This window comes from Paenarthrobacter sp. 10L412 (genome assembly GCF_056395565.1).
In genome coordinates this window covers 34,648-55,848 of record NZ_JBFTJT010000011.1, presented here as the reverse complement: position 1 = coordinate 55,848, position 21,201 = coordinate 34,648, and the positions used below count along the sequence as shown (strand labels likewise).

Sequence of the window (21,201 nt, the reverse complement as noted above, 5' to 3'; positions counted from 1 at the left end):
CAATATGGGGGAATGAACGCCTCCAGCGCCGATGGCCCGGCGCAGGGTGGTCCCGCCGCATTCGGGACCAGCCTGCACCCGTGGAGCCGCTACGTGGCGATGGGCGATTCTTTCACCGAAGGGGTAGGCGATCCGGAGCCGGGCAGCCCCGGCGGACTGCGGGGCTGGGCTGACAGGGTTGCGGAAGAACTGAGCGCCGGCCACGAGGACTTCGCCTATGCCAACCTGGCAGTGCGAGGACTGTTGCTCCACCAGATCCTGACGGGGCAAGTAGGCCCGGCCCTTGACCTGCGGCCGGATCTCATCACGCTCAATGCCGGGGGAAATGACCTGCTGTTCCACAGGAGCGATCCCGACAAACTCGCACTGGAACTCGATGCCGGCGTGAAGGTTCTGGCCGCCACCGGCGCAACAATCCTGCTGTTCGCGGGCCCGGACTGGGGTGCGACGCCGGTGCTCGGACATACCCGTGGCAAGGTAGCCATCTTCAACGAAAACATGCGCATCATCGCTGCCCGCCATGACGCCGTGATCGCAGACCTCTGGTCGCTGCGCCAGCTCACCAACCCTCAGATGTGGGATCGGGACCGGTTGCATTTCTCCCCACTAGGCCAGCACACCATCGCCATGATGGTGCTGGATACCCTCAATGTCCCGCATACCTTGGAGCCGATGATCCCCAAGGCCCTGCCTCCACGCAGCTGGCGGGAGGCGAGGGCGGACGACATCGTCTGGGCACGGGAACACCTGGTTCCCTGGGTTCTTCAACGTCTCACGCAAAGGCTGGCGGATGACAACCGGCACCCCAAGCGGCCGGATCCCGGGCCTGTTTTTGGCGCCGAAATGCCGCCGGGCACGTACGTGGGAACGGTTCCGCACAGTGAAACAGAACCCCTCGGAAACTAGCCCGTCGGCTGGGCCTCGGCTTGCGCGCGAATGCTCCAGGCGGACCAGTCCAAGGGGTGAACCGAGGGGCGTCCGAGCAAATATCCCTGGGCGGCAGTCACTTTTAACGCCGTGACTTCCTTGAGTTCCGCGGGAGTTTCGATGCCCTCCGCAACCACCGCAGCTCCAACTTCCCGGGCGAGCTCGACCACGGCCTTGGCCCGGATCCGTTGTCCCTCGCTGCCTTCGATGCCTTCAATGAGATGGCGATCAAGTTTGATGATGTCCGGGCTCAGCTCGCTCAAAAGGTCCATGGAAACGAAACCTGCCCCGGAAGCGCTGACAGCAACACGCAAGCCGAGCGAGCGCAGCTGGCCGAGTCCGTCGTCGCGCGTTTGGCCTTCCAAGGCTTCCAGGCTGCCGGTTAGTTCAACGATGATCCGGTCCGGGGCCAGCGACGCAGCAGCAAGCAGGTTCCGCACCCTCGGGTCACGGGACGTCGCCGGAGTGAGGTTCAAGGCAACATACATGTCGTGGGGGACGTCTTTGGCCGCAGTCAGCGCGCAGTGAAGGGCGGCGATCTCCAGTTCAGTCCCCAATCCTGCTTCCGCCGCCTCGCGGAACCAGACATCCGCACCCGCGCCGTCCGCCCCGACAAACCGGGTCAGTGCCTCGACGCCCACTACGTTTCCGTCAGGCAGGGCGTGGACCGGCTGGAAGGCCGTCAACAAAAGCTTGTCCGCGAGGATTGCCTGGATGTCTTCCCGAACCTCTTGGCTGACGGGAACAGTCACGGTGCGCGCTGCGTCAGAGGACTCAAGGTGGACACTGGAAACCTCTTTCAGAAGCGGCACCGCAGGCTCTGAGGCAGGGCTCTTCCGGGTTTCAAGCAGGTGCTCCAGCAAGGCGCCCTCGGGATCCTCTGGACGAGCTTCGACGAGCCGGCGAAGTTTGTTCCTGGCCCCTTCACTCTTGGGATCAGAATCAGCGAGGATGTCATCGATGATGTCCATCACCTGTTCGCGCATGGTCATGTCCTGGGCAAAGGTGGACGCCTCAACGCCCTCCGCTGATGGGTGGTCAGCACCGCCGCCCGGTGGAAAAGAGCCCGCTTCTTGAGCCATTGAATATTCCTTCATGAGTATCCCCCGCTGGCTAAGCCAGACATGACCTGACCCGGAAAAGCATGGGCCCTGCCACGAATCTTACAGAGAATTTCCCCGTTCCAGTTAGGGGCCTGAGGCAGTATAGGAAAACCGTGTCGTGTGGCAGCCAGCACTGGGATGCTAGAGGTGTGATGTCGATTTCCACGGAATCCCGGACCGCGCTCACCTGGAAGCTTTTGCCAGCGGGGCTGCTCTCCCTGTCCGGGGTGCCGCTTTTCGCCCTGGGCAATGATTTTCTTGGTTACGCATTCCTCGCGGCGAGCATTGTTACCGCTGCGTTTATCGACCGCGGCTTGATGCGCCACCTCGCGTTGGTAGCAGCCGGAATGGTCACCATCAGCTTGGTACCCCTGAACGCGGATCTCAGCATCGAACACATGGCACTCATGGGTGGCGCCTTGGCTTTGGCCGTGCTGGTTCCGTGGATTGTTTCCCGCTACCTGTACGACGAAAAGATCATCAAATTTCCGGTCAACACGGGCCGACCATGGCCGCTCGCCGCGAAACTATACCTGGTGGGCGTTGTAGCGCTTGGGTACTTCATCCTGCCGGCTTACCTGATCCGGACCGGCGTCTACCACAATTGGCCGGACGCCTCCGATCCGAGCATCTTCTGGCGCCTCTTCCTCGGAGTGAACTCAGTGGGTATTTGGGACGAGCTGTTCTTCATCTGCACCACGTTCACGCTGTTGCGCCAACACTTCCCCGACCGGCTCGCCAACCTCCTGCAAGCCGTGGTCTTCTCGTCCTTCCTGTGGGAGATCGGCTACCAGGCCTGGGGTCCCCTGCTGACCTTCCCGTTCGCGCTGCTGCAGGGCTATACGTTCAAGCTGACGAAGTCCTTCACATACGTTGTGTCAGTTCATCTGCTCTTCGATTTCGTGCTGTTCCTGGCGTTGGTCCATGCCCACAACCGTGACTGGTTGCCTATCTTCCTATACTGAACGAGGCGCCCTGAAGCCGCTCGTGAACCATGACTGGAGCAGCTCCGAAAAGGAATGCCTAAGAACTACTTTTCGGTATGCCTAACTTTCGGTTATCCTCGAAACAGACTTCCGCGATGACGAGGATACGACAATGGCCGCCCCCACCCTTCAAAGACGACCAGCGCCAGCAAAGGTATGGTCGCGCCTGCTCCTGCTCGGCCCTGCATTCGTGGCGGCGATCGCCTATGTCGACCCCGGCAATGTGGCCGCAAATCTGACAGCCGGAGCAAACTACGGATACTTGCTGGTGTGGGTGCTGGTTGCAGCCAACGCCATGGCAGTCCTTGTGCAGTACCAATCAGCGAAACTCGGCCTGGCAACCGGCCTGAGCCTTCCGGAGATTCTCGGCAAGCGGCTTGGAACCAAGCGCCGGCGCCTCTACTGGGCGCAGGCCGAGATCGTTGCCGGCGCCACGGACATGGCAGAGGTGATTGGCGGTGCGGTTGCCCTCAACCTCTTGTTCGGGCTTCCACTACTGGCTGGCGGCCTCATCGTCGGCCTCGCTTCAATGATGCTGTTGGCGCTGCAATCCCGCCGCGGACAGCGCTCCTTTGAGTACGCGATCCTGGTATTACTGGGAATCATCGCAGTAGGTTTTGTGTCCGGCTTGTTCGTCAACCCACCGGACGCCGGAAGCGCACTGGGCGGTTTGCTGCCCCGCTTTGAGGGCACGGATACGGTTCTGTTGGCAGCAAGTATGCTCGGCGCCACCGTGATGCCACACGCCATCTATCTACACTCGGCCTTGGCGAGGGACCGGCACGGCTTCTCCGAGAACCCGGCTGTGCGGACACGGCTGATCCGCGCTACCCGCTTTGACGTTGCGGGCGCCCTTTTGCTTGCTGGCGTGGTGAACATTTCGATGCTCTTGCTGGCTGCATCCAGCCTGAGGGGCATTGAGGGAACGGATACGATTGCCGGTGCCCACGCGGCCGTCACCTCTGCACTTGGCCCGGCAATCGGCATCATCTTCGCGATTGGCTTGCTGGCTTCCGGCCTCGCGTCGACGTCGGTGGGCTGCTATGCGGGTGCGACCATCATGGGCGGCCTGCTCAAGGTACGCATCCCCTTGCTGACCCGTCGTGTAATCACCCTGATTCCAGCATTGATCATCCTGGGAGCAGGTGTTGAGCCCACGCTGGCACTGGTGTTGAGCCAAGTGCTGCTCAGCTTCGGAATTCCGTTCGCGCTGATCCCACTCATCAGACTCACGGGCAAGCGCGAGGTCATGGGTATCCATGTGGACTCCAAGCCCTTGAAGGTAGCGGGCTGGACCAGTGCCACCTTGATCGTTGGCCTGAACATAGTGCTCATTACGCTGACGATCAGCGGGCAGTCCTAAGGCACTGCCCAGACCCATGTGCCGCGCTGCCGCGCTTACAGGGCGCCCAGCAACTCTCTGACCTGGTGGATATAAGCCTGGGATAGCCTAACTTCACATGCTAAGCTTCTAGCTAGCTTATCTAGCAATGTTGAAGTTAAGGCGCCAAGGGAAGGCGTGTGGTGAACGCGACAGAAATGGTCGTCCTTCTCGACGACGCCGGCAGGCCCATCGGCGAAGCCCCCAAGGCGGGGGTTCACACCCAAGACACCCCGCTGCATCTGGCATTTTCCTGCTACATACTCAACGGTCTCGGGGAGCTCCTCCTAACACGTCGCTCCCCCGAGAAGAAGACATGGCCAGGTGTCTGGAGCAACAGCTTTTGCGGGCATCCAGCTCCCGGCGAGGACCCTGAGGATGCGGTTCTCCGGCGCGCCCGCTTCGAATTGGGAGCGGACGTCGGGCGGATCGAACTAGTCCTCCCCGGCTTCCGTTACCGCGCTGTGGACTCTTCAGGCATCGTCGAGAATGAGATTTGTCCGGTCTATGTGGCCCGGATCCTTGGACCGCTCAGGCCAAATCCATTCGAAGTCGCCGACTACGCATGGATGATGCCGGGACTCGTTGCAGAAGCCCTGGAGAGGACTCCTGCTGTCTTCAGCCCATGGCTGGCACTGCAATTTCCACAGCTCACCGAGGTTCAAGCCCTGGGGCTCGGAGCACAAGCTTGACTGTCACATCCTGCGCCAGGCACGTCCAGTGCCAAACGCGCCGGAATGATCTCCTCGCGGCAGCCTGAGGTCATGACGGGCTAAGTCCCGCGTCCTTTTCGTCAACTGGGTCTTCGTCGATCGTGTCCAAAGCCTCGCGCATGTTTTGCAGGAAGTTCATCACCACGCGCGCTTCTTCTGGGCCCAGGGCGCTGGCAACGTCCAAAATCCGGCGATGCATTCCGCCCAGCGTGTGCCGGACTTCCTGATCCGAACCGGCAGTAGGCCGCAGAATCAAGGCCCGACGATCCGTGGGATGCGGTTCCCGCCGAATGTGGCCGGAATCCACTAAACGATCGATCAGCGTAGTCATTGACGCCGACGTTATGCCCAAGCGATCGCCCAGGTCCTTGGGCTTCATCACCTTGCCCGCGGCTTCCGCTTCGAAAAGGTACCGCAAGGCCAAGAGGTCCTTTTCACCCATACCCATGGCCGAGCGGGTCCTTCGACGCATGGCCTGTTCCGAGACACGATAATCCCGGAGGGCATTGAGGACGTCAACGGCAAGGGCTTTCTGTCCAGGGTCCCTGCCGTACCAATAGCCCTTAGCGTGGCCGTTTGCGTCCATCCCATGATCCTTCGATAAGCGTGAAGCTTGTTTCCCTAGTATCTGATCCTAATTCACGGTGCTGGGTGACCACAGGGAGGCATGGGTTGCACGCCGCACACGAGCCATCCGAGGTTTTCCACATAGGCAGGTTGGCCCGTCCCTAACGCTTCTGCCGGCTGGAAGAGTAGGGGTATGGAGCGGAACCGAGAGAGCCAAGCAGCTATGTCGGTTTCCGCTGTGCCCGTTTCTGAGCCTTTGACCGCTGGCTCTAAGGGCTCGGGCTCCCGTGGGTTCGATGTTGGGGCGTTGCTTGCCGGAGTCGGCTCTTTCCGGGTTGGCGCAGGCAGCAGCGAGTTGATCGATCAGATTCGCGGGCTGGAGGACGTGAAGTCAGCGATCACGGCCCTGCAGGCCAAGATCGCTGTGGCGTTTGATCTTGGGCAGCGCCGTGAACAAGCCACCGCCGGTGTGCCAGCCTCGGAGCAGGGCCAGGGTGTTGGGGCGCAGATCGCCCTGGCCCGGCGTGAATCACCCAACAAAGGCTCCCGGCTCCTCGGACTCGCCAAGGCCCTGGTCTCGGAAATGCCCCGCACCATGGCAGCCCTGGAAACCGGACAACTGAACGAATGGCGGGCCACCCTCCTCGTAAAGGAAACCGCCTGCCTCAGTGCTGAGGACCGGGCCGCCGTGGATGAGGAACTCGCCCCCGACACCGGAACCTTCGACGGCGCCGGAGACAAAACCATCATCGCCGCCGCCCGAGCCGCAGCCTACCGGCGCGATCCGCGCTCCGTCACCCAGCGTGCCGCCCATGCCGCGTCCGAACGGCACGTCAGCCTCCGCCCGGCCCCGGACGCCATGACCATCCTCACCGCGTTGCTCCCCGTTGCCCAAGGCGTCGCCGCCTACGCCGCGCTCACACGGCACGCCGATTCGGCCCGCTCCGGCGGGGACACCCGGAACCGCGGACAGGTCATGGCCGACACCCTCGTCGAACGCCTCACCGGCACACCCGGCGGGATCACGGGCGTCAACCTCAACCTCGTGATGACCGACCGGACCCTCTTCCAAGGCAACAGCGAACCAGCACGCCTCCAAGGCTACGGAATAGTCCCCGCCGGGTGGGCCAGAACCCTCATCACCGGAGGACAAGCTGGGCAAGAAGCGAAAGCGGGCGTCGACGGGCAAGCTGACGTGAGCCCGGACTTCAACGTCTTGCTCCGCCGGCTCTACACCGCACCCGCCAGTGGTGAACTGCTGGCCATGGACTCCAGAGCGCGGCTCTTCCCACCCGGGATGAGACGCTTCATCGAAACCCGGGACGACACCTGCCGCACCCCCTACTGCGATGCGCCCATCCGCCACACCGACCACGTCATTCCCTGGCACAACGGCGGCACCACCAGCCTTGCCAACGGCGCCGGGCTCTGCGAAGCCTGCAACCACACCAAAGAAAACCCCGGCTGGAACACAAAAACAATCCCCGGCGGGCGTCACCAACTGGAAATCAACACACCCACCGGACACGCCTACCAATCCAAAGCCCCACCCCTGCCCGGCCACACTCGCTCTCCAGCAACTTCACCGTCGCCGTCTTCACCGGCACCGTCTTCACCGTTGCAGGCAGAGGCGCCGGCAACAGCGTCATGGTCACCAACTTCGCCTGCTACCCACTTTTCCATGGCTGGGATGCTGCTGGAGAACGTCTTGCTGCACCGCACCAGTTCGAACTGATATCAGGGCGGATGCGGCACGAGGGCTACGCCGAACAAGCTTCCTTTAATGCCTGGACCGACTCAGCCGGGACGTCGTCGCCAGCCTCAGCAATCTGGTTCAGCGGGGTCGTGATTTCGGCGGGAACACCGGCCGTGCGGGCAGCAGTGACCAGCCCACCGAGTACCTGCTTGTCCTCAACACTCACCAATCCGTCCTGGACCACAGCACAAATTTGTTTGTTGACTTCCTCGGCAGCAGCAGTGGCCACCTTTGAGGCTGCTTCGCTGGCCGCATTCCCGGCGGCTTCCTCCACGGAGCCGCAGCCGGCGAGGAGGAGAAACAGGGGGACGGCGGACAATGTTGCAAGGCGGCGATTCATGCGTTCCAGCCTAACAACCCCAACCGGAGGCTTAGAGTTCCGTCAGCCGGTACACAGATACGTGGCTGTGTGAATCGGCGGTGAATTCGCTGCGGTCCCAATCCGCCCATCGGGACTCAAGCTCAAACCCGGCTATCCGCGCCATGAGGTCCAGCTCGCTCGGCCATATGTATCGGTGTGGTGTCCGGTCGATGCGTGCGGCCCGTCCGTCGGACAGTTCCGGACCGAATCGCACATGGTGCGAAATGACATGCTGCTGGAGCACGTCATAACTGTCCACCAGGATGTACCCGGGCTCGCTTACTTCCACTGTTCCCCCGTGTCCTGGTGGGAGCGAGCGAAGCTGCGGCACCCAGAGCTCAATGACGAACCTTCCGCCAGGCGCAAGATGGCTGGCCGCATTCTGGAAGCAGCGGATCTGCTCGTCCTGGGTCAGCAGATTGGCAATGGTGTTGAACACCAGGTAGGCAAGCGAGAAGTTGGTGCCCACCCGTGCCAGGGTCATATCGCCCTGAACCACTGGAATCCGGTCCTCGCCCACTTTCTCCCGTAATCGGGCGATCATCGCGTGGGACAGTTCGATGCCGCTGACCCGGACGCCCGCCTCCGAGAGGGGGATGGCCACCCTGCCCGTACCAATGGCGAACTCGACCGCGGGACCGTCTCCTGCTAGTTCCGAGAGGACCTCCACCGTGGGGCCAAGCACCTCAGGGGAGAACATTCCTTCCCCTGGGGTGTCGTACTGGGTGGCGGCTTCCTCGTCCCAGAGCCGTTGCTGGTTGATCATCCTGCCACTATTGCAGATCACGTAATCATTGACATGACATAACTCACATTCTGTAAGCTTGATTGAAAGTCACGCAGCCGGCTTCCCTCGATCTATTCGGGAGGTCCGCATGGCCCCCAACTCCCTCAAATCCGAGATCCTCCTCGCACATGGAGGCGTATCTTCCGCGGCTGCTGTCGCTCGAAGAAGAGCAGCAGGACACCATGTCGCGACCAACAAACCCGACGCCCTCCTCGGGGCGATAGCCGTACGGCAGCTGTTTCATCGGTGGCCTTTGGTTCCATCCCGCGAGCTTGAGCGCATCCGCCACGTCCTCATCCATTGCGATCAGCTGGGCTCTGCTGATACCCATCACTTGTCCCAGCCGGCACAAGCGCTCCTGGAGCTCATCAACAACGAGTTGGATCGGCGTCGTTCACTTAGTGATCAGCATGCGACCGACACACAGGCGGCCGATACAGATCCGGCAGAGGCAATGCAGCGGGGCGCCGCTTAGTGGCGGGGCATTTCGAAGTCGTTGACGCCACTGGCGGCGACTGCAGGGTCCGCCTCGTCGATGATGACGGGATCGAACTCGCGCTCACCGTCACCTATAGGGACAAAGGCGCAGCAGCCAAGGCCATTTACACGCTGAGGGAGATCGCAGCGAGTGGCCTCATTGAGGACCACACGTCGACGTTTCCCTCGCCACACTGAGACGCATTAGCGGTTGTTCCCACGGCGGGGAACAACCGCTAATGCTGCAACCAGTCCAAAGAGCCGTGCCGGTCTACGCCCGAACTATCGGTCTATGCCCGAACGATCGGCAATCCTGCCGTCGGGAAGACGCTGGGAAAGATCGACGGCGGCGGGACGGGTACCGTATCCAGCGGCACCGTGATGGTCTCCGCGGTGACGGTGACGTCGTGATCCCGAACCCGAACCAGCAGTGGTTCATCGCTGTAACCCGAACCTGTAACGAGCGCCAGCGCGATGGATCCCTGAACGAGTTCCACAGACAGCAAACGACCACGGACCTTGAGCCGGAAGTAGAGGCCTTCCCACTCCACGGGCAGCCGCGGATCGAAGCGCAGTACCTCGCCCTGATCACGCATTCCGGCGAAACCGCAGACCAACGAGCTCCAAATTCCGCCGGTGGAGGCGATGTGGACGCCATCGATCGTATTGCCGTGTGAGTTGTCCAAATCAATGAACAACGCTTCGGTGAAGTGCTTCAGCGCAACGTCGCCATACCCAACTTCGGCAGCCATGATGCCCTGCACGCAGGCGGACAGGGTGGAGTCGCCGGTGGTGATGGGATCGTAGAAGTCGAAGGCACGCTGCTTTTCCTCGGCTGAGAAGTCCTGCCACTGGAGGAACATAGCCAGCACGGTATCGGCCTGCTTGAGGACTTGGTGCCGGTAGATCACCAAAGGGTGGAAGTTCAGCAGGAGAGGGTACTTGGACTTGGGCGTATTCCAATCCCACGGCTCCAAGGTCATGAAGTCGTTGTCCTGGCTAAAGACCTCCAGGTGGGGATCGTAGGGCAGGGACATGCGCTCAGCAGCTTGGCGCCACACCAAACGTTCCGTGTCAGCGATGCCTTCGTGTTCCAAGGCAGCCGCGGCACGGAGGTTAAACCGGGCCATGACGTTGGTGTAGAGGTTGTCGTTGACCACGGCCGTGTATTCATCCGGCCCGGTGACGCCGTGAATGTGGAAGAGGCCATCCTTGCCGAAGAAGCCCAGGGAGACCCACATGCGTGCCGTCTCAATCAGCAGGTCGGCACCAATGTGGGAACGGAAGCTGGCGTCGCCGCTGGCCCACTCGTATCGGTTGGCCGCAAACGCGATGGCCGCTGCGATGTGGAACTGGGCTGTTCCGGCCGCGTAGTAGGCACTGGCTTCCAACCCATTGATGGTGCGCCATGGGAACAGGGCTCCGTCCACGCTGAGCTCCTTGGCGCGTACACGCGCGTCCGGAAGCATGGCGTGCCGTGATTCGAGCACTTTCCGGGCGCCGTCGGGGTTGGTGTACGTCAGATACGGGAGGAGGTAGACCTCTTGGTCCCAGAAGTAGTGGCCCTCATACCCGGAACCACTGACGCCCTTAGCCGGAATTCCGGCGACACCGGCGCGGGCTGTTGCCTGCGCAAGCTGGAAGAGGGCCCACCGCACGGCTTGCTGGAGTTCGGGCTGCCCGCCGATGGCCACATCCGCGGTGGTCCAGTACTGGCTGTAGTGGGCCTGGCTCTGCGCGAGGATTTCGGAGAACGCTACCAGGTTTGCCTCGGCGTCCGCCGCCAGGCTCTCGCCGCCGTCGTCATCGTCCGTCAGGGTGCGCCCGGCCACGACGTAGCTGACCGTTTTCTCCAGACGGAACGCTTCGCCGCTGTTGATGGCCAGGACATAGCGGACGGATGATTCGTCCTCTGCCACGACAGTCTCGAAGGGCTGGCCTTCGGCGGAGATCCAGTGATCCACGGCCATGGCGATGCGCTGGCGGGATTCGGAGGTCTCCCATGCCAGGCGCAAGGAGCCATCTGCGCCCTGGAGGTGCAGCGGCAGCAGGACACGGCCGGCGTGACGACCGGATCGACGGGGATCGTGGACGGAGTGGTCCTCCACAGGCTGGTCCTGGCGGTTTACGACGCCGGAAACGATGTCCGCGGACACGTCGCGGTCAGCGCTCACAGACAGTTCCAGGCCAAGACATCCGCGCGAATCGAACCCGACAGCGCGGCGCTCCACCGTGGTGACCGTAGCGCCGGAGCGGCAAGCCCACGTGGTGGTTTCCTCATAGACGCCTGTGGAGAAGTCCACACTCCGGTGGTAGTCCAGCACCGTGGATTCGGCCAGGCTCAGAGCCTCGCCATCGATTGATACCGTGAAGTTATTGGCGTCCGGGACGTACACAATCCGCTGGCCGGTACGCGCAAAGCCGTAGGCATTCTCGGCGTGCTTGATGTCCCAGATCTCGTGGAAGCCGTTGATGAACGTGCCGGGAAGTTCGCCGTCGCCACGCGTGGAATGGGCGCCACGGACGCCAAGGTGGCCGTTGCCAAGGGCGAACAGCGTTTCCAGGGTTCCCTCGTCACCGGGGACGTGGATACTTTCCACGAGCTTCCAAGGCTCGCAGGGAAAGCGCAGCCGATCAGAGCTGATGAGTGCCATGGGCTAAAGAGGTCCTTCGAAAAGTAGGGTCAGAGAAGATCGTTGAGGTCGTCGACCACCAGCGTGGCGCCGGCGTCGAGCAGTGTTTGGCGGCCAGCGCCGCGGTCCACGCCGATGACGGCCTGGAAGTTGCCGGCACTGCCGGCCTGCACGCCGGAAACGGCGTCTTCCACCACGATGCATTCCTGGGTGGGGACGTCCAGCAGGGACGCCGCGTAAGTGAACGTGGCCGGATCCGGCTTGCCGGGAAGTCCGACGGCGGCGGCTACCTGGCCATCGACGACCACCGTGAAGTGGTGATCGAGTCCGGCTGCCTTCAGTACGGCGGGTGCGTTCCGTGAGGAGGACACGACGGCGACCTTGAGTCCCAGCTCGAGCGCGGCGTTGATGAACTTGACCGAGCCGGGGAAGGGATCGACACCGCGGGTGTCCACGATCTCGTTGAAGATTGCGTTCTTGCGGTTTCCCAGGCCCTGCACGGTTTCGTTCGTGGGGGCGTCGTCCAGGGGCCCTTCCGGCAGCGTGATGCCGCGCGAGGTCAGGAAGTCCCGGACGCCGTCGAAGCGTGGCTTGCCGTCGATGTGATCGAAGTAGTCGCTTTCCTGGTATCCCTGCGGGTGCCCGGCATCGGCGAGGTAGGCGTCGAACAGCTCCTGCCAGGCCTGCTCGTGCACCACGGCAGTGGGCGTCAGCACGCCGTCGAGGTCGAACAAGAGCGCCGAAGCGCCAGTCCAGGCATTACGAAGATCAGTCATGTGCATAGTTCCGTTCAGCGCTTGTGGCGCGTGGTTTTGCGTTCGATGAGCTTGGTATCGAGCAGGTGATTGGAGGGTGGGTTGGGGGGATCTGTATTCAAAAGTCGTTCGCACAGCAGGTTCGCCGCGAAGGCACCCTGGTCGGCAACGGGTTGCGCCACAGTGCTCAGTCCAAGGAACCAGCTCATGGGGTGGTCATCGATTCCGATCACGGAAACGTTTTTGGGCACGGACAGGCCATGCTCCCGCAAGGCCATCAGCGCGCCGAACGCTGCTTCATCACAATGGGCGAACACTGCAGTGGGCCGTGCGCCGCGGGTGATGAGTTCGGTCATTGCCCGGCGGCCGTCGTCGATGCTTGGCCCAGCAGCCACCACAAGGTCCGGGTGGACGGTGAGGTGGTGTTCATCCAGTGCACGCCTGAAGCCGTGGAACCGTGGGGTCTCAGTCGCAACGGAGTGTTCATTGCTCGAGAGAACGGCCAAGTCCCAATGGCCCAGCCCCAGCAGGTGTTGGGTGGCCTGCCAAGCTGCGTGCTCGTCATCGATACCAACATTGTCCCACGGAACATTCCGCATGCCCACGCTGGCGACTGGCAGCCCGGAAGCTTCCAAGGCTTCCACTTCCTCCGGGTCGAGGTCAACATTGAGCAGCAGCAGCCCGTCCACCCTTTGCGCCAACCGTTCAAGATCGCCGAATACTTGCTTCCGGACGCTGGTCTTGTTGCGAAGGCTGATCAGGACGGTGTCATAGCCGCTGTCGCCGAAGACCTCTTCTGCGGCTTCCACGGCCTGCGCGAAGAACCAGGCTGTTGCGGTGGGGGCGATGATGGCCACGGAACCCGTGCTGCCACCGGCCAGTCTTGATGCTGCTGCCGAGGCCTTGTAGCCCAGCTTGTTTGCGGCTTCCGCCACTTGCCGTTGGGCCTTTTCGGAAACGTTGGGGAGATTCCTCAGAGCCCTGGACACCGTACAAATGGACAATCCGGAGAGGACTGCAACGTCCTGGATTGTCACCCTGTGAGCCCTAACCATGCAACACGGCCTCAACCCTTTCCATACTCGATGACACGTTGGGAGAACGGCACTGCGCCCCGGGGGAACTCCCACATTGGGGCGGCCGCAAGCCAAAAGTGTAAGCGCTTACAATTTTGTCATTCAATAGTGTGTGGCCGAATGCGAATTTGTGACGCGAATCTCACGCAAAGGTTGATTCTCAGGGGCTGATGCCGTCTAATCCCCAGCCTGCTCCAGCGCGTCAGTGCCCGTTCAACACCGTCAGCGCCCTTTCAAGACCGTCAGTTCCCGTTCAAGACGTAGTACCGGAGGAACGCGCTGACATCCACAAGCTCCGGAGGCTCGATCCTGTGCCCCATTCCCGGATAGGTGCGCGCCGTCAGGGCTACGTTCGCTTCCAGCCACTCTTCGGTGTGGGCGATCGCGTCTTCATTGATCACCGGGTCTGCCTTGTCCCGGCCCCAAAAGAAGGGCGGAGGTGAATCAAAGGATTCGCTGAGCGCCAGGAGGTCGTTGTCCAGGACAAAGCCGGACAACCCAACAGTTGCCTTGAAAGCGTGGGGCCGCAGCCGCAGGAGCGTGCTGGCCATGGCCATTCCCTGCGAGTAGCCGAGCAGGCTGACGCTGCTGTGGTTCTCCTTCACGGTGTTGATCCAGTTGAAAACGGAGTTGGTGGAAGTGATGACATCGGCGAAGTCGTTCGTCAGGAAGTAGTCCAGGAGGAACCAACCGTAGTGGTCGCCGATTTCCTTCGGGCCGCGAAGGGCCGCACAGGTGAATTCCGCGGGAAGAGACGGAAACAGGTCCACCATGCGCTGCTCGCTGGTGCCGTAGCCATGCATCATCACCAACAACGGGGTGCCCCCGCGCTGGTTTTCGGGCTTCGACCAGACCACTGAATCCATGGGACGAGCCTAGTAGACTGGCCCCATGACACCGCAGGAACTGGCCAACCTGGCCCATCTGCGGCGCGCCCGCGATTTCATCGATCGTGAGTACGCGCGGCCTTTGGATGTGCCCACCATGGCAGCCGGCGCCCTCATGTCCCCCGCGCATTTCTCCCGCCAGTTCAAGGCCGCGTACGGTGAATCGCCCTACAACTACCTCATGACCCGGCGTATCGAACGGGCCATGGCCCTGCTGCGGGCGGGAACCAGCGTTACTGATGCTTGCATGGAGGTGGGCTGTACATCCCTGGGTTCCTTCAGTTCCCGCTTCACGGAGATCGTCGGCGTGACGCCCAGCGAATACCGCTCACGCGAGCACCATGCCGTAAAGGCGATGCCCACCTGCATCGCGAAGCAGCAAACGCGCCCTGAAAGGAACGGCAATAAGAACCTGAGCAGGATTGAAGAAGCGCCCGCCTCACAGCTGCAATAGCGTGTGAGACATGAACATTTCATTGAAGTACGCACACGTCACCGTCAACGATGTCGATGAGTCGCTCGCCTTCTACCGCGACGCCCTCGGCCTGGAAGTCCGGAACGACGTCGGCTCGGACGGCCAGCGCTGGGTTACCCTCGGCAGCGATGCCCAGCCGGACCTGGAGCTCGTTCTGTCCCCTCCGCACGCCGGCCGCTCGCAGGCTGATGGCGACGCTATCCAGGAGCTGCTCACCAAGGGCGTCATGCCCATGCTCGTCTTCAACACGGACGATCTCGACGCCACGTTTGAAAAGCTGCGGGCCTCGGGCGCCGAAGTCCTCCAGGAGCCGATTGTTCAGCCGTGGGGTCCGCGCGACTGCGCCTTCCGCGATCCGTCCGGGAACATGATCCGCATCAACCAGGGCTAACGCCCAAGCATCAGTACGACGACGGCAGGTCACCCGCGCACTTACAAGGGGCGCCTGCCGCCGTCGTGCTTTCCGCAATACGCAGTCCAGAGTTAGTGGCTCAACAGCCCAGCGCTTGAGCGTTCACCGTACTCATGCGTCGATGCGATGGCAGCAGAAACTACATCGGAGAGCCTAAGCCGCCGGTTGTAAGCCTGACGTTGAAGACGTTCACCCGTGCCGCGACGCAGGATCTTCGCCACACCGGATCGTGCGAGTGCCAGGTCCCCGGATTTAGTCAACGCCCCGCGCACGTGCCGCAACAATGCCCCCGCCACATCGGCGGCAGGATAGGGCCGGTGGTCCAACGGGTGAATCAGTTGATCGTTGATGCCAAAGCGGCTGGACCGCCAGTTGGCCATGCGCAACAGGCTGGTCAAAGCGTCCGACGGCGGCTCCCCCTTCCGCCATTGTGTCGCCGCAGTCTCCACCAAAGCCCGGGCAATCACCGCGATGGTGAGGGCGTCTTCGGCGTACAGGCAGACGTCCGCGATGCGGAGCTCAACCGTGGGATGTCCTCTGGAAAGACGGGCATCGAAGTAGATCATGCCCTCATCCAAGGGGACGCCCGTGCCCAGGAGGTTCGCGAGCACTTCACGGTACCCTTCTGCCGAACCGAAGACATCCATGGGCCCGGCCGTGGGCCATCTGTTCCAAATCTGGGTCCGGTAACTGGCGAAGCCTGTATCGGAGCCCATCCAAAACGGGGAATTCGCGCTCAATGCAAGGAGAACCGGCAGCCACTGGCGCATCCTGTCCAGGACGCCCGCACCTTCATCCGGCGATTCGATCGCCACGTGGACATGGAATCCGCACGTGAGCTGCTCGCGCGAAATGAGGCCGAACTCGGTTCCCATGGTTGCGTAGCGCTGGTTGCCCAAGGTGGGGGTCGCGTGGAACTCGGGGGGCGTAGCCAAAGCGGCCACCCGGGCCCCCAAGGTCCGTGCAGCCGAGTCGGCCAACGCCCGCCCAAGGCGGATCTCGTCGCGAAGCTCCCCCGCCGTCCGGCACGGCCGGGAATTGACCTCAATCTGTTCCTGTTTGAACTCGGATTTGAGGGATTCACCGGCGTCCGGATAGCTTGCCGTGTTCATGTGGGGTTGGGCAGCTATGTCAAGAATGCCCGCGGCAAACGGAAGCGGCATCCCGTCAACGGGATCTGCGATCAGCAACTCTTCCTCGACGCCAAACGTGCGCATAGCCACCCCTCCCCGCAGTAATGAAATTAGAGGCTGCGGTTAGCCGACGTGGCGCGGAACCTCCATCTGGAAACCGCAGCGGCAATGGAGCACCTGCGTTTGCAGGTAGACCTCGAACAGGCTCGGGCCGCCCAGGTCGTCAGTGCTCCTGGGTGGCTCGATGATGCTCTCGGAGGGGCGTCCCAACGTCATGGGCTCGCCGCAATGCGTGCAGCTGAACCATAGGCCGGCTGCGGACGTAGACAGGAATTCGGTTTGGATCTCCGGTACTAGTTCGGCCAGGGGCACGGGGTGGGCGTAAAACGTATCGCACTCACTGCAGGTGTAGCTGACTTCAACGATTTCGGACTGGTTCGGTTCTGCTTCTACAACGGTCTCAACAAAAATGTACGAATCAGTATCGCAAACTGTGCACCAAGGCCGTGTGGCGGTGTCAAAAGTTGCGGGTTTCGCCCCAACCATGGGTTTAGGGGCGGGAATTGGGGATCCAAGCGTCATTGCCATTCTCCTTTATGCACGTATCCACCGCGAGGTGGGTTCCGACAACATATTGAATCGCGTCGGGAGAAGCTGATTGCTCCTCGAGGAGGCCTGCATGGATGCACGCGGCGAGCCGGCCGATTGTGGCCACAGCTTAAGGTGCAGTTCTTGTACCATCTTGGATGGTTTCAGGTCATGAGGCTCCAAGGGCTATCTGCTTAACCCACCTATGAATGTAGTTCATTAGTGGCGGGCGTCACAAGTGTGCAAGGTCCGGTGTGGGTCCGGACCCACTCCTCCTAGGGCTCAAAGTGGGCCACGGGAGCTTCGTCCGCCACAGCCTTGATGAGCTGTTCAGCCACGTCCCTGAGTTTTTGGTTGCGACCGTTGGAAGCCTTGGTGAGGATCCTGAACGCCTCATCCTGGCTACAGCGGTTTTGGCCCATGATGATGCCGCAGGCCAAGTCAATCACTGTCCTGGACTGCATTGCTGCCTGAAGGTCATCAGCATGCTGCTGCTTGATGCCAATCCTCACGGCCAACCTCAGGGAACGCTCGGCCTGGCTGGCGTACAACTCACAATTCCGGATTGTCTCGTCGTCGTAGACATTGGCCTTCGGGGCAAAGAAGTTCAGGGCTGCCGTTGCCCCCTCATCCAACTCCAACGGGACACAGAGTGCCGAAAGGTGCCCACGTTCGGCGATAACAGTGCAGTACTCGGACCACCTTTCCTCGGTGGAAGTATCGGGCACATGCACTGTGGTGTGGCTACGCATGGCCTCCAGGCACGGGCCGTCACCGTAAGCTTGCTGAACTTCATCGATCAGCCTCGCTTCATGGGTACTTCCGGCCACGGTTGCAGTGCGGCGTCGCCTGCTCAAAGTGATGCCGCACAGGACGTCCAGGCCTACGGCTTCGGAAACGGAGGCCGCGGAGAAGACGGCAAGATCATGCAGGAATCCCGCTACATCATCGCTGTCTATCACCAAGTCCTGGAGTTGTTCAGGCACCGAAACATCGTCAAGCGATGGGACAGTATCCGGCGGCGCTGGGACATCGTCCGGCACCGCAAAATCAACGTGCATTTCGTCCATGATTCAGTTTACGATCGTCCGGAGCCAACTCGTCACTCCCGGAAGAACAAGCTCCAGAATCCTTGCATCTGCCGTGCACCTATGTGCACAATCTAGCTAGAGTCCGCTTTGCCGGACAGGCTTTACAGCTCATGCAGACGGGCACCCCGCATTAACAATGCAGAGGTAAATCCCATGTCGGCCCAGCCCGAGTCCAGAGTTCCCGACGAAGCCCACCAACCAGACGAACCCCTGTGGTGTACACGCTGCAATACTGACCAACATTTGGTGGTGGATTCGATCCAATCGCACTATCCTCCCTCCCCCAACACGGTAGATGTGGCCTACGAATGCCACGCCTGCAATTACTCCTACGACCAGACCGCCACGGTACAAAGGGTGGCCGTCGTCCTGAACCGCCCCGGGGTTTCCCAGGGAATACTGCAGTTCGGGGGCCAGTACTTGCATTGTGGGGAACCCATGAGGACCAGTAGTTGCGAGCTACGGCGGATCCAGGCCCCGCTTGTCCTGAAACCTGGGGGCCAACTACGCATGTACGAGGTCATCATCAATACCCGCATCCTCGGCTGCCCCTGTGGCTTCCGCATGGAAATCCCGGACTAGATCAAGTGATCACGCGCCATGAGCAACGAAACCAGTTTTGCCAGAGGTAGAGGAACAGGAAGGGAAAACATGCAGACCGATTCAAAGAAGGACGAGTCTCCAGTTACGGGGACTGATCGCAGGCCGGCTGGAAAGCACAAGCTTCCGGATCCACCGGACCCGGACAATCTTCCGATCGACTACACGGCCTCCGGGTGGGACACCAGCAGGTACTCCCCAAGCGTCAGGCGCGAACTTCATCGGCGCGCCACCCACCTACGGGGCGCTTGACCTTGAGTGACTTCCCGCCGGACCGTTCGCATCCCGATCCCACCAGGGAGCCGGGGCCCACACCCGAACCGGTTCCCCTGCCGGAGCCAGGGCCGCCCCCGGTACCGGACCCGACGCCGGGGCCAACAGTGCCGTCTCCACCGGCGCGGCCAGATACTGGACAACCGCCTCTTTAGAAGGTTTCCAACCCCATAGACCGGATCCCGGCAAATCCCCCAGTCAGGATCCGAAGGAAGGGCATGTCGCACTACAGGGAGTGTGGCATGCCCTTTGGCGTGCCCTGAAAGCCACGTACCCGCCGAGCAGCCCAGCCGAACAGCCCACCAAATGCGATCTTTGTTTATGTTGGTTTCTATTGACTTACCAACACAAACAAAGATAGAGTCAAGCAATTCCACATCGTTGTGACAGCAGTCACCTGATGCGGCTGCACTGATAAATGGCTTTACCGCAATGGAGGGTAAGTGTTCGCTGAAGAGCGCCAACAACTGATCTCCGCACTCGTCGCCGAGCGCGGACGGGTGAGCGTCACTGACCTCGCCGACCGTTTCAGCATCACCACTGAGACCATCCGCCGTGATCTCGCAGCTCTCGAAGTTTCGGGGAGCCTGCGCCGCGTTCATGGTGGGGCCGTCCCTTCGGACCGCTTGAGCACCCGCGAGGAAAGCATCCTGGAGCGTGCCATCCAGCGCCAGTCCGAGAAACACCGCATCGCAGCTGCCGCACTCGCCCTGATTCCGGAACTCACCACGGGGAGCATCCTGCTGGACGCCGGCTCCACAACCGAGACCCTCGCAGACCTGCTCGCCCAGCGGACACCCGCAGGCAACGGCAACGAAGAGCTCGTGGTCATCACCCACGCCATTCCCATCGCGGGCAAGCTCTCCTCCACAGCCGGCATTGCCCTCCAAATCCTGGGTGGCCGGGTCCGCGGGCTGACCCAAGCCGCCGTCGGACAGTCCACGGTGGAGGCCGCCTACAAGCTTCGTCCGGACATCGCCTTCGTCGGCGCAAACGGCATCCACTCCGTCTTCGGGCTGAGCACGCCCGATCCTGAAGAAGCCGCGGTAAAAGCCGCCTTCGTCAAGTCAGCCCGCCGCGTTGTGGCATTGGCCGATTCTTCCAAGCTGGACGCCGAGACATTGGTCCAGTTCGCCACCCTGAAGGATGTTGACACTTTGATTACAGACAGTGAACCCTCCGCTGAACTCAGCGCAGCGCTGGCCGAAGCCGGCGTCGACGTGGTGATCGCATGATCGTCACACTGACCGCCAATCCAAGCCTGGACCGCACGGTCGAACTTCCGGCACCGCTGGCCCGCGGCGAGGTACAGCGTGCTGTCGCCGTCCACCAGGAGTCGGGCGGAAAGGGCGTCAACGTTTCCCGTGCCCTGGTGGCTTCCGGCCTCGAAACACTCGCCGTGCTTCCGGGCGCTGACTCGGATCCGGTACTTTCCGGACTGCACGACGCCGGCGTGCCCTTCGCTGCCCTACCTATCGGCCAAGCGCTACGCAGCAACGTCACCCTCACCGAACCGGATGGCGTCACCACCAAGATCAACGAACCCGGCCCGGAGCTGAGCGACGAACAGCAGGAAGCCCTGATCGGGCTGCTGCTGGAGCGCTCCCGTGGCGCCAGCTGGGTGGTTCTCGCAGGCTCGCTCCCACCAGGAGTGCCCGCGGATTTCTACGCCACAATCGCTCGTCGGCTCCGGTCGAACACTGATGGAACTGCCATCCCCGGCATCGCCATCGACTCTTCCGGGGCTCCGCTTGCGGCAGCTTTGAAAGGCGATGCCGCAGGAAAACCCGACCTCCTCAAGCCCAACGCGGAAGAGCTCGCAGAGCTCGCTGCCGCTGCCGGTTTCACCATCGTCTCAACCGCTGACGAACTGGAAGCAGACCCGGCAAAAGCCGCCCAAGCTGCTGCCGCCGTCGTCGAAAGCGGTGTGGGCGCCGTTCTGGCAACACTCGGATCCAAGGGCGCAATCCTGGTGACGGCTGATGGGGCGTGGCTTGCCACCCATCCCCCCATCCAAGCCGTCAGCACGGTGGGCGCCGGGGATTCTGCACTGGCCGGCTACTTGCTGGCTGCTACCCAAGGCGGTTCCGCCCAGGACTGCCTTCGTCAGGCCGTGGCACATGGTGCCGCTGCTGCTTCGCTGCCGGGCTCCACTGTCCCTGCAGTCCACCAGACAACCCCCAACGCCGTAACCATCACGGCCCTCCAGAAGGACTAACA

The 21,201-nt window shown here is 61.9% G+C and carries 24 protein-coding genes; 13 read left to right on the top strand and 11 right to left on the bottom strand.

Annotated elements, in window-relative coordinates:
• Positions 1–12: 12 nt before the first annotated feature.
• Positions 13–906 (top strand): SGNH/GDSL hydrolase family protein, encoded by an 894-nt coding sequence (locus AC1DD7_RS16380; RefSeq protein ID WP_477515809.1) that lies wholly within the window; start codon positions 13–15, stop codon positions 904–906.
• Here AC1DD7_RS16380 and AC1DD7_RS16375 read toward each other — a convergent pair.
• On the bottom strand, positions 903–2,009 hold the full coding sequence (locus AC1DD7_RS16375; protein WP_477515808.1) for an EAL domain-containing protein: 1,107 nt from the start codon (positions 2,007–2,009) through the stop codon (positions 903–905). The two genes, AC1DD7_RS16380 and AC1DD7_RS16375, sit on opposite strands and share 4 nt — an antisense overlap.
• A 170-nt stretch (positions 2,010–2,179) precedes the next feature.
• Between AC1DD7_RS16375 and AC1DD7_RS16370 the strand changes: the two genes are divergently transcribed.
• From AC1DD7_RS16370 to idi, 3 genes are all read left to right on the top strand, one after another.
• Complete coding sequence (locus AC1DD7_RS16370; RefSeq protein ID WP_477515807.1) at positions 2,180–2,995, top strand: CPBP family intramembrane glutamic endopeptidase; 816 nt, start codon at positions 2,180–2,182, stop codon at positions 2,993–2,995.
• 133 nt (positions 2,996–3,128) lie between these two features.
• Positions 3,129–4,379: an Nramp family divalent metal transporter gene (locus AC1DD7_RS16365; RefSeq protein WP_477515806.1), complete on the top strand. Its 1,251-nt coding sequence runs from the start codon at positions 3,129–3,131 to the stop codon at positions 4,377–4,379.
• A gap of 161 nt (positions 4,380–4,540) precedes the next feature.
• Entirely contained in the window at positions 4,541–5,089 is a 549-nt protein-coding gene (idi, locus tag AC1DD7_RS16360; RefSeq protein WP_477515805.1) for an isopentenyl-diphosphate Delta-isomerase, read from the top strand.
• Between the two features lie 70 nt (positions 5,090–5,159).
• Here idi and AC1DD7_RS16355 read toward each other — a convergent pair whose 3' ends face one another.
• Positions 5,160–5,696, bottom strand: coding sequence for a MarR family winged helix-turn-helix transcriptional regulator (locus AC1DD7_RS16355; protein ID WP_477515804.1), 537 nt, complete (start codon positions 5,694–5,696; stop codon positions 5,160–5,162).
• A gap of 174 nt (positions 5,697–5,870) precedes the next feature.
• On the opposite strand from AC1DD7_RS16355, the gene AC1DD7_RS16350 reads away from it, so the two are divergent.
• Positions 5,871–7,412: an HNH endonuclease gene (locus AC1DD7_RS16350; RefSeq protein ID WP_477515803.1), complete on the top strand. Its 1,542-nt coding sequence runs from the start codon at positions 5,871–5,873 to the stop codon at positions 7,410–7,412.
• 25 nt (positions 7,413–7,437) lie between these two features.
• On the opposite strand, the gene AC1DD7_RS16345 is transcribed toward AC1DD7_RS16350, so the two are convergent.
• Both AC1DD7_RS16345 and AC1DD7_RS16340 read right to left on the bottom strand, forming a co-directional pair.
• A complete protein-coding gene (locus AC1DD7_RS16345) occupies positions 7,438–7,773 on the bottom strand; it encodes a hypothetical protein (RefSeq protein ID WP_477515802.1) in 336 nt (111 codons plus the stop codon).
• A 31-nt stretch (positions 7,774–7,804) separates the two neighbouring features.
• On the bottom strand, positions 7,805–8,560 hold the full coding sequence (locus AC1DD7_RS16340) for a class I SAM-dependent DNA methyltransferase (RefSeq protein WP_477515801.1): 756 nt from the start codon (positions 8,558–8,560) through the stop codon (positions 7,805–7,807).
• Positions 8,561–8,669: 109 nt separating this feature from the next.
• On the opposite strand from AC1DD7_RS16340, the gene AC1DD7_RS16335 reads away from it, so the two are divergent.
• A complete protein-coding gene (locus AC1DD7_RS16335; protein ID WP_442016351.1) occupies positions 8,670–9,056 on the top strand; it encodes a hypothetical protein in 387 nt (128 codons plus the stop codon).
• Positions 9,056–9,256 (top strand): YegP family protein, encoded by a 201-nt coding sequence (locus tag AC1DD7_RS16330; RefSeq protein ID WP_442016350.1) that lies wholly within the window; start codon positions 9,056–9,058, stop codon positions 9,254–9,256. Before AC1DD7_RS16335 ends, AC1DD7_RS16330 begins: the two co-directional genes overlap by 1 nt.
• Positions 9,257–9,348: 92 nt before the next feature.
• Here the strand turns inward: AC1DD7_RS16330 and AC1DD7_RS16325 are convergent, their stop codons facing one another.
• From AC1DD7_RS16325 to AC1DD7_RS16310, 4 genes are all read right to left on the bottom strand, one after another.
• Positions 9,349–11,712 carry a glycoside hydrolase family 65 protein gene (locus AC1DD7_RS16325; protein WP_477515800.1) on the bottom strand — a complete coding sequence of 788 codons (2,364 nt, stop codon included), beginning with the start codon at positions 11,710–11,712 and terminating at the stop codon, positions 9,349–9,351.
• 29 nt (positions 11,713–11,741) lie between these two features.
• Positions 11,742–12,473, bottom strand: a complete 732-nt coding sequence (locus AC1DD7_RS16320; RefSeq protein ID WP_477515799.1) for an HAD family hydrolase — start codon at positions 12,471–12,473, stop codon at positions 11,742–11,744.
• Positions 12,474–12,481: 8 nt separating this feature from the next.
• Positions 12,482–13,483, bottom strand: a complete 1,002-nt coding sequence (locus AC1DD7_RS16315; RefSeq protein ID WP_477515798.1) for a LacI family DNA-binding transcriptional regulator — start codon at positions 13,481–13,483, stop codon at positions 12,482–12,484.
• A gap of 281 nt (positions 13,484–13,764) precedes the next feature.
• Positions 13,765–14,388, bottom strand: a complete 624-nt coding sequence (locus AC1DD7_RS16310) for an alpha/beta hydrolase (protein ID WP_442016346.1) — start codon at positions 14,386–14,388, stop codon at positions 13,765–13,767.
• A gap of 25 nt (positions 14,389–14,413) precedes the next feature.
• Between AC1DD7_RS16310 and AC1DD7_RS16305 the strand changes: the two genes are divergently transcribed.
• Together AC1DD7_RS16305 and AC1DD7_RS16300 are read left to right on the top strand one after the other, a co-directional pair.
• Positions 14,414–14,863 carry a helix-turn-helix transcriptional regulator gene (locus tag AC1DD7_RS16305; RefSeq protein ID WP_442002890.1) on the top strand — a complete coding sequence of 150 codons (450 nt, stop codon included), beginning with the start codon at positions 14,414–14,416 and terminating at the stop codon, positions 14,861–14,863.
• 10 nt (positions 14,864–14,873) lie between these two features.
• On the top strand, positions 14,874–15,275 hold the full coding sequence (locus AC1DD7_RS16300) for a VOC family protein (protein ID WP_216922497.1): 402 nt from the start codon (positions 14,874–14,876) through the stop codon (positions 15,273–15,275).
• Between the two features lie 92 nt (positions 15,276–15,367).
• Here AC1DD7_RS16300 and AC1DD7_RS16295 read toward each other — a convergent pair whose 3' ends face one another.
• The 3 genes from AC1DD7_RS16295 to AC1DD7_RS16285 all read right to left on the bottom strand — a co-directional run bounded on the left by AC1DD7_RS16295 (position 15,368) and on the right by AC1DD7_RS16285 (position 18,087).
• On the bottom strand, positions 15,368–16,513 hold the full coding sequence (locus AC1DD7_RS16295) for a glutamate--cysteine ligase 2 (protein ID WP_442016345.1): 1,146 nt from the start codon (positions 16,511–16,513) through the stop codon (positions 15,368–15,370).
• A gap of 39 nt (positions 16,514–16,552) precedes the next feature.
• Entirely contained in the window at positions 16,553–17,011 is a 459-nt protein-coding gene (locus AC1DD7_RS16290) for a hypothetical protein (RefSeq protein ID WP_216922500.1), read from the bottom strand.
• A gap of 281 nt (positions 17,012–17,292) precedes the next feature.
• On the bottom strand, positions 17,293–18,087 hold the full coding sequence (locus tag AC1DD7_RS16285) for a GAF and ANTAR domain-containing protein (protein ID WP_477515797.1): 795 nt from the start codon (positions 18,085–18,087) through the stop codon (positions 17,293–17,295).
• Between the two features lie 270 nt (positions 18,088–18,357).
• Between AC1DD7_RS16285 and AC1DD7_RS16280 the strand changes: the two genes are divergently transcribed.
• The 4 genes from AC1DD7_RS16280 (at position 18,358) to AC1DD7_RS16265 (ending at position 21,199) form a co-directional block, all read left to right on the top strand.
• The gene (locus AC1DD7_RS16280) at positions 18,358–18,690 is read left to right on the top strand and encodes a hypothetical protein (protein ID WP_442016343.1); all 333 of its coding nucleotides are present in this window, start codon (positions 18,358–18,360) and stop codon (positions 18,688–18,690) included.
• A 69-nt stretch (positions 18,691–18,759) separates the two neighbouring features.
• Positions 18,760–18,960, top strand: coding sequence for a hypothetical protein (locus AC1DD7_RS16275; protein ID WP_477515796.1), 201 nt, complete (start codon positions 18,760–18,762; stop codon positions 18,958–18,960).
• Positions 18,961–19,424: 464 nt separating this feature from the next.
• Positions 19,425–20,216 (top strand): DeoR/GlpR family DNA-binding transcription regulator, encoded by a 792-nt coding sequence (locus AC1DD7_RS16270; RefSeq protein WP_442016341.1) that lies wholly within the window; start codon positions 19,425–19,427, stop codon positions 20,214–20,216.
• A complete protein-coding gene (locus AC1DD7_RS16265) occupies positions 20,213–21,199 on the top strand; it encodes a 1-phosphofructokinase family hexose kinase (RefSeq protein WP_442016340.1) in 987 nt (328 codons plus the stop codon). Before AC1DD7_RS16270 ends, AC1DD7_RS16265 begins: the two co-directional genes overlap by 4 nt.
• Positions 21,200–21,201 lie beyond the last annotated feature (2 nt).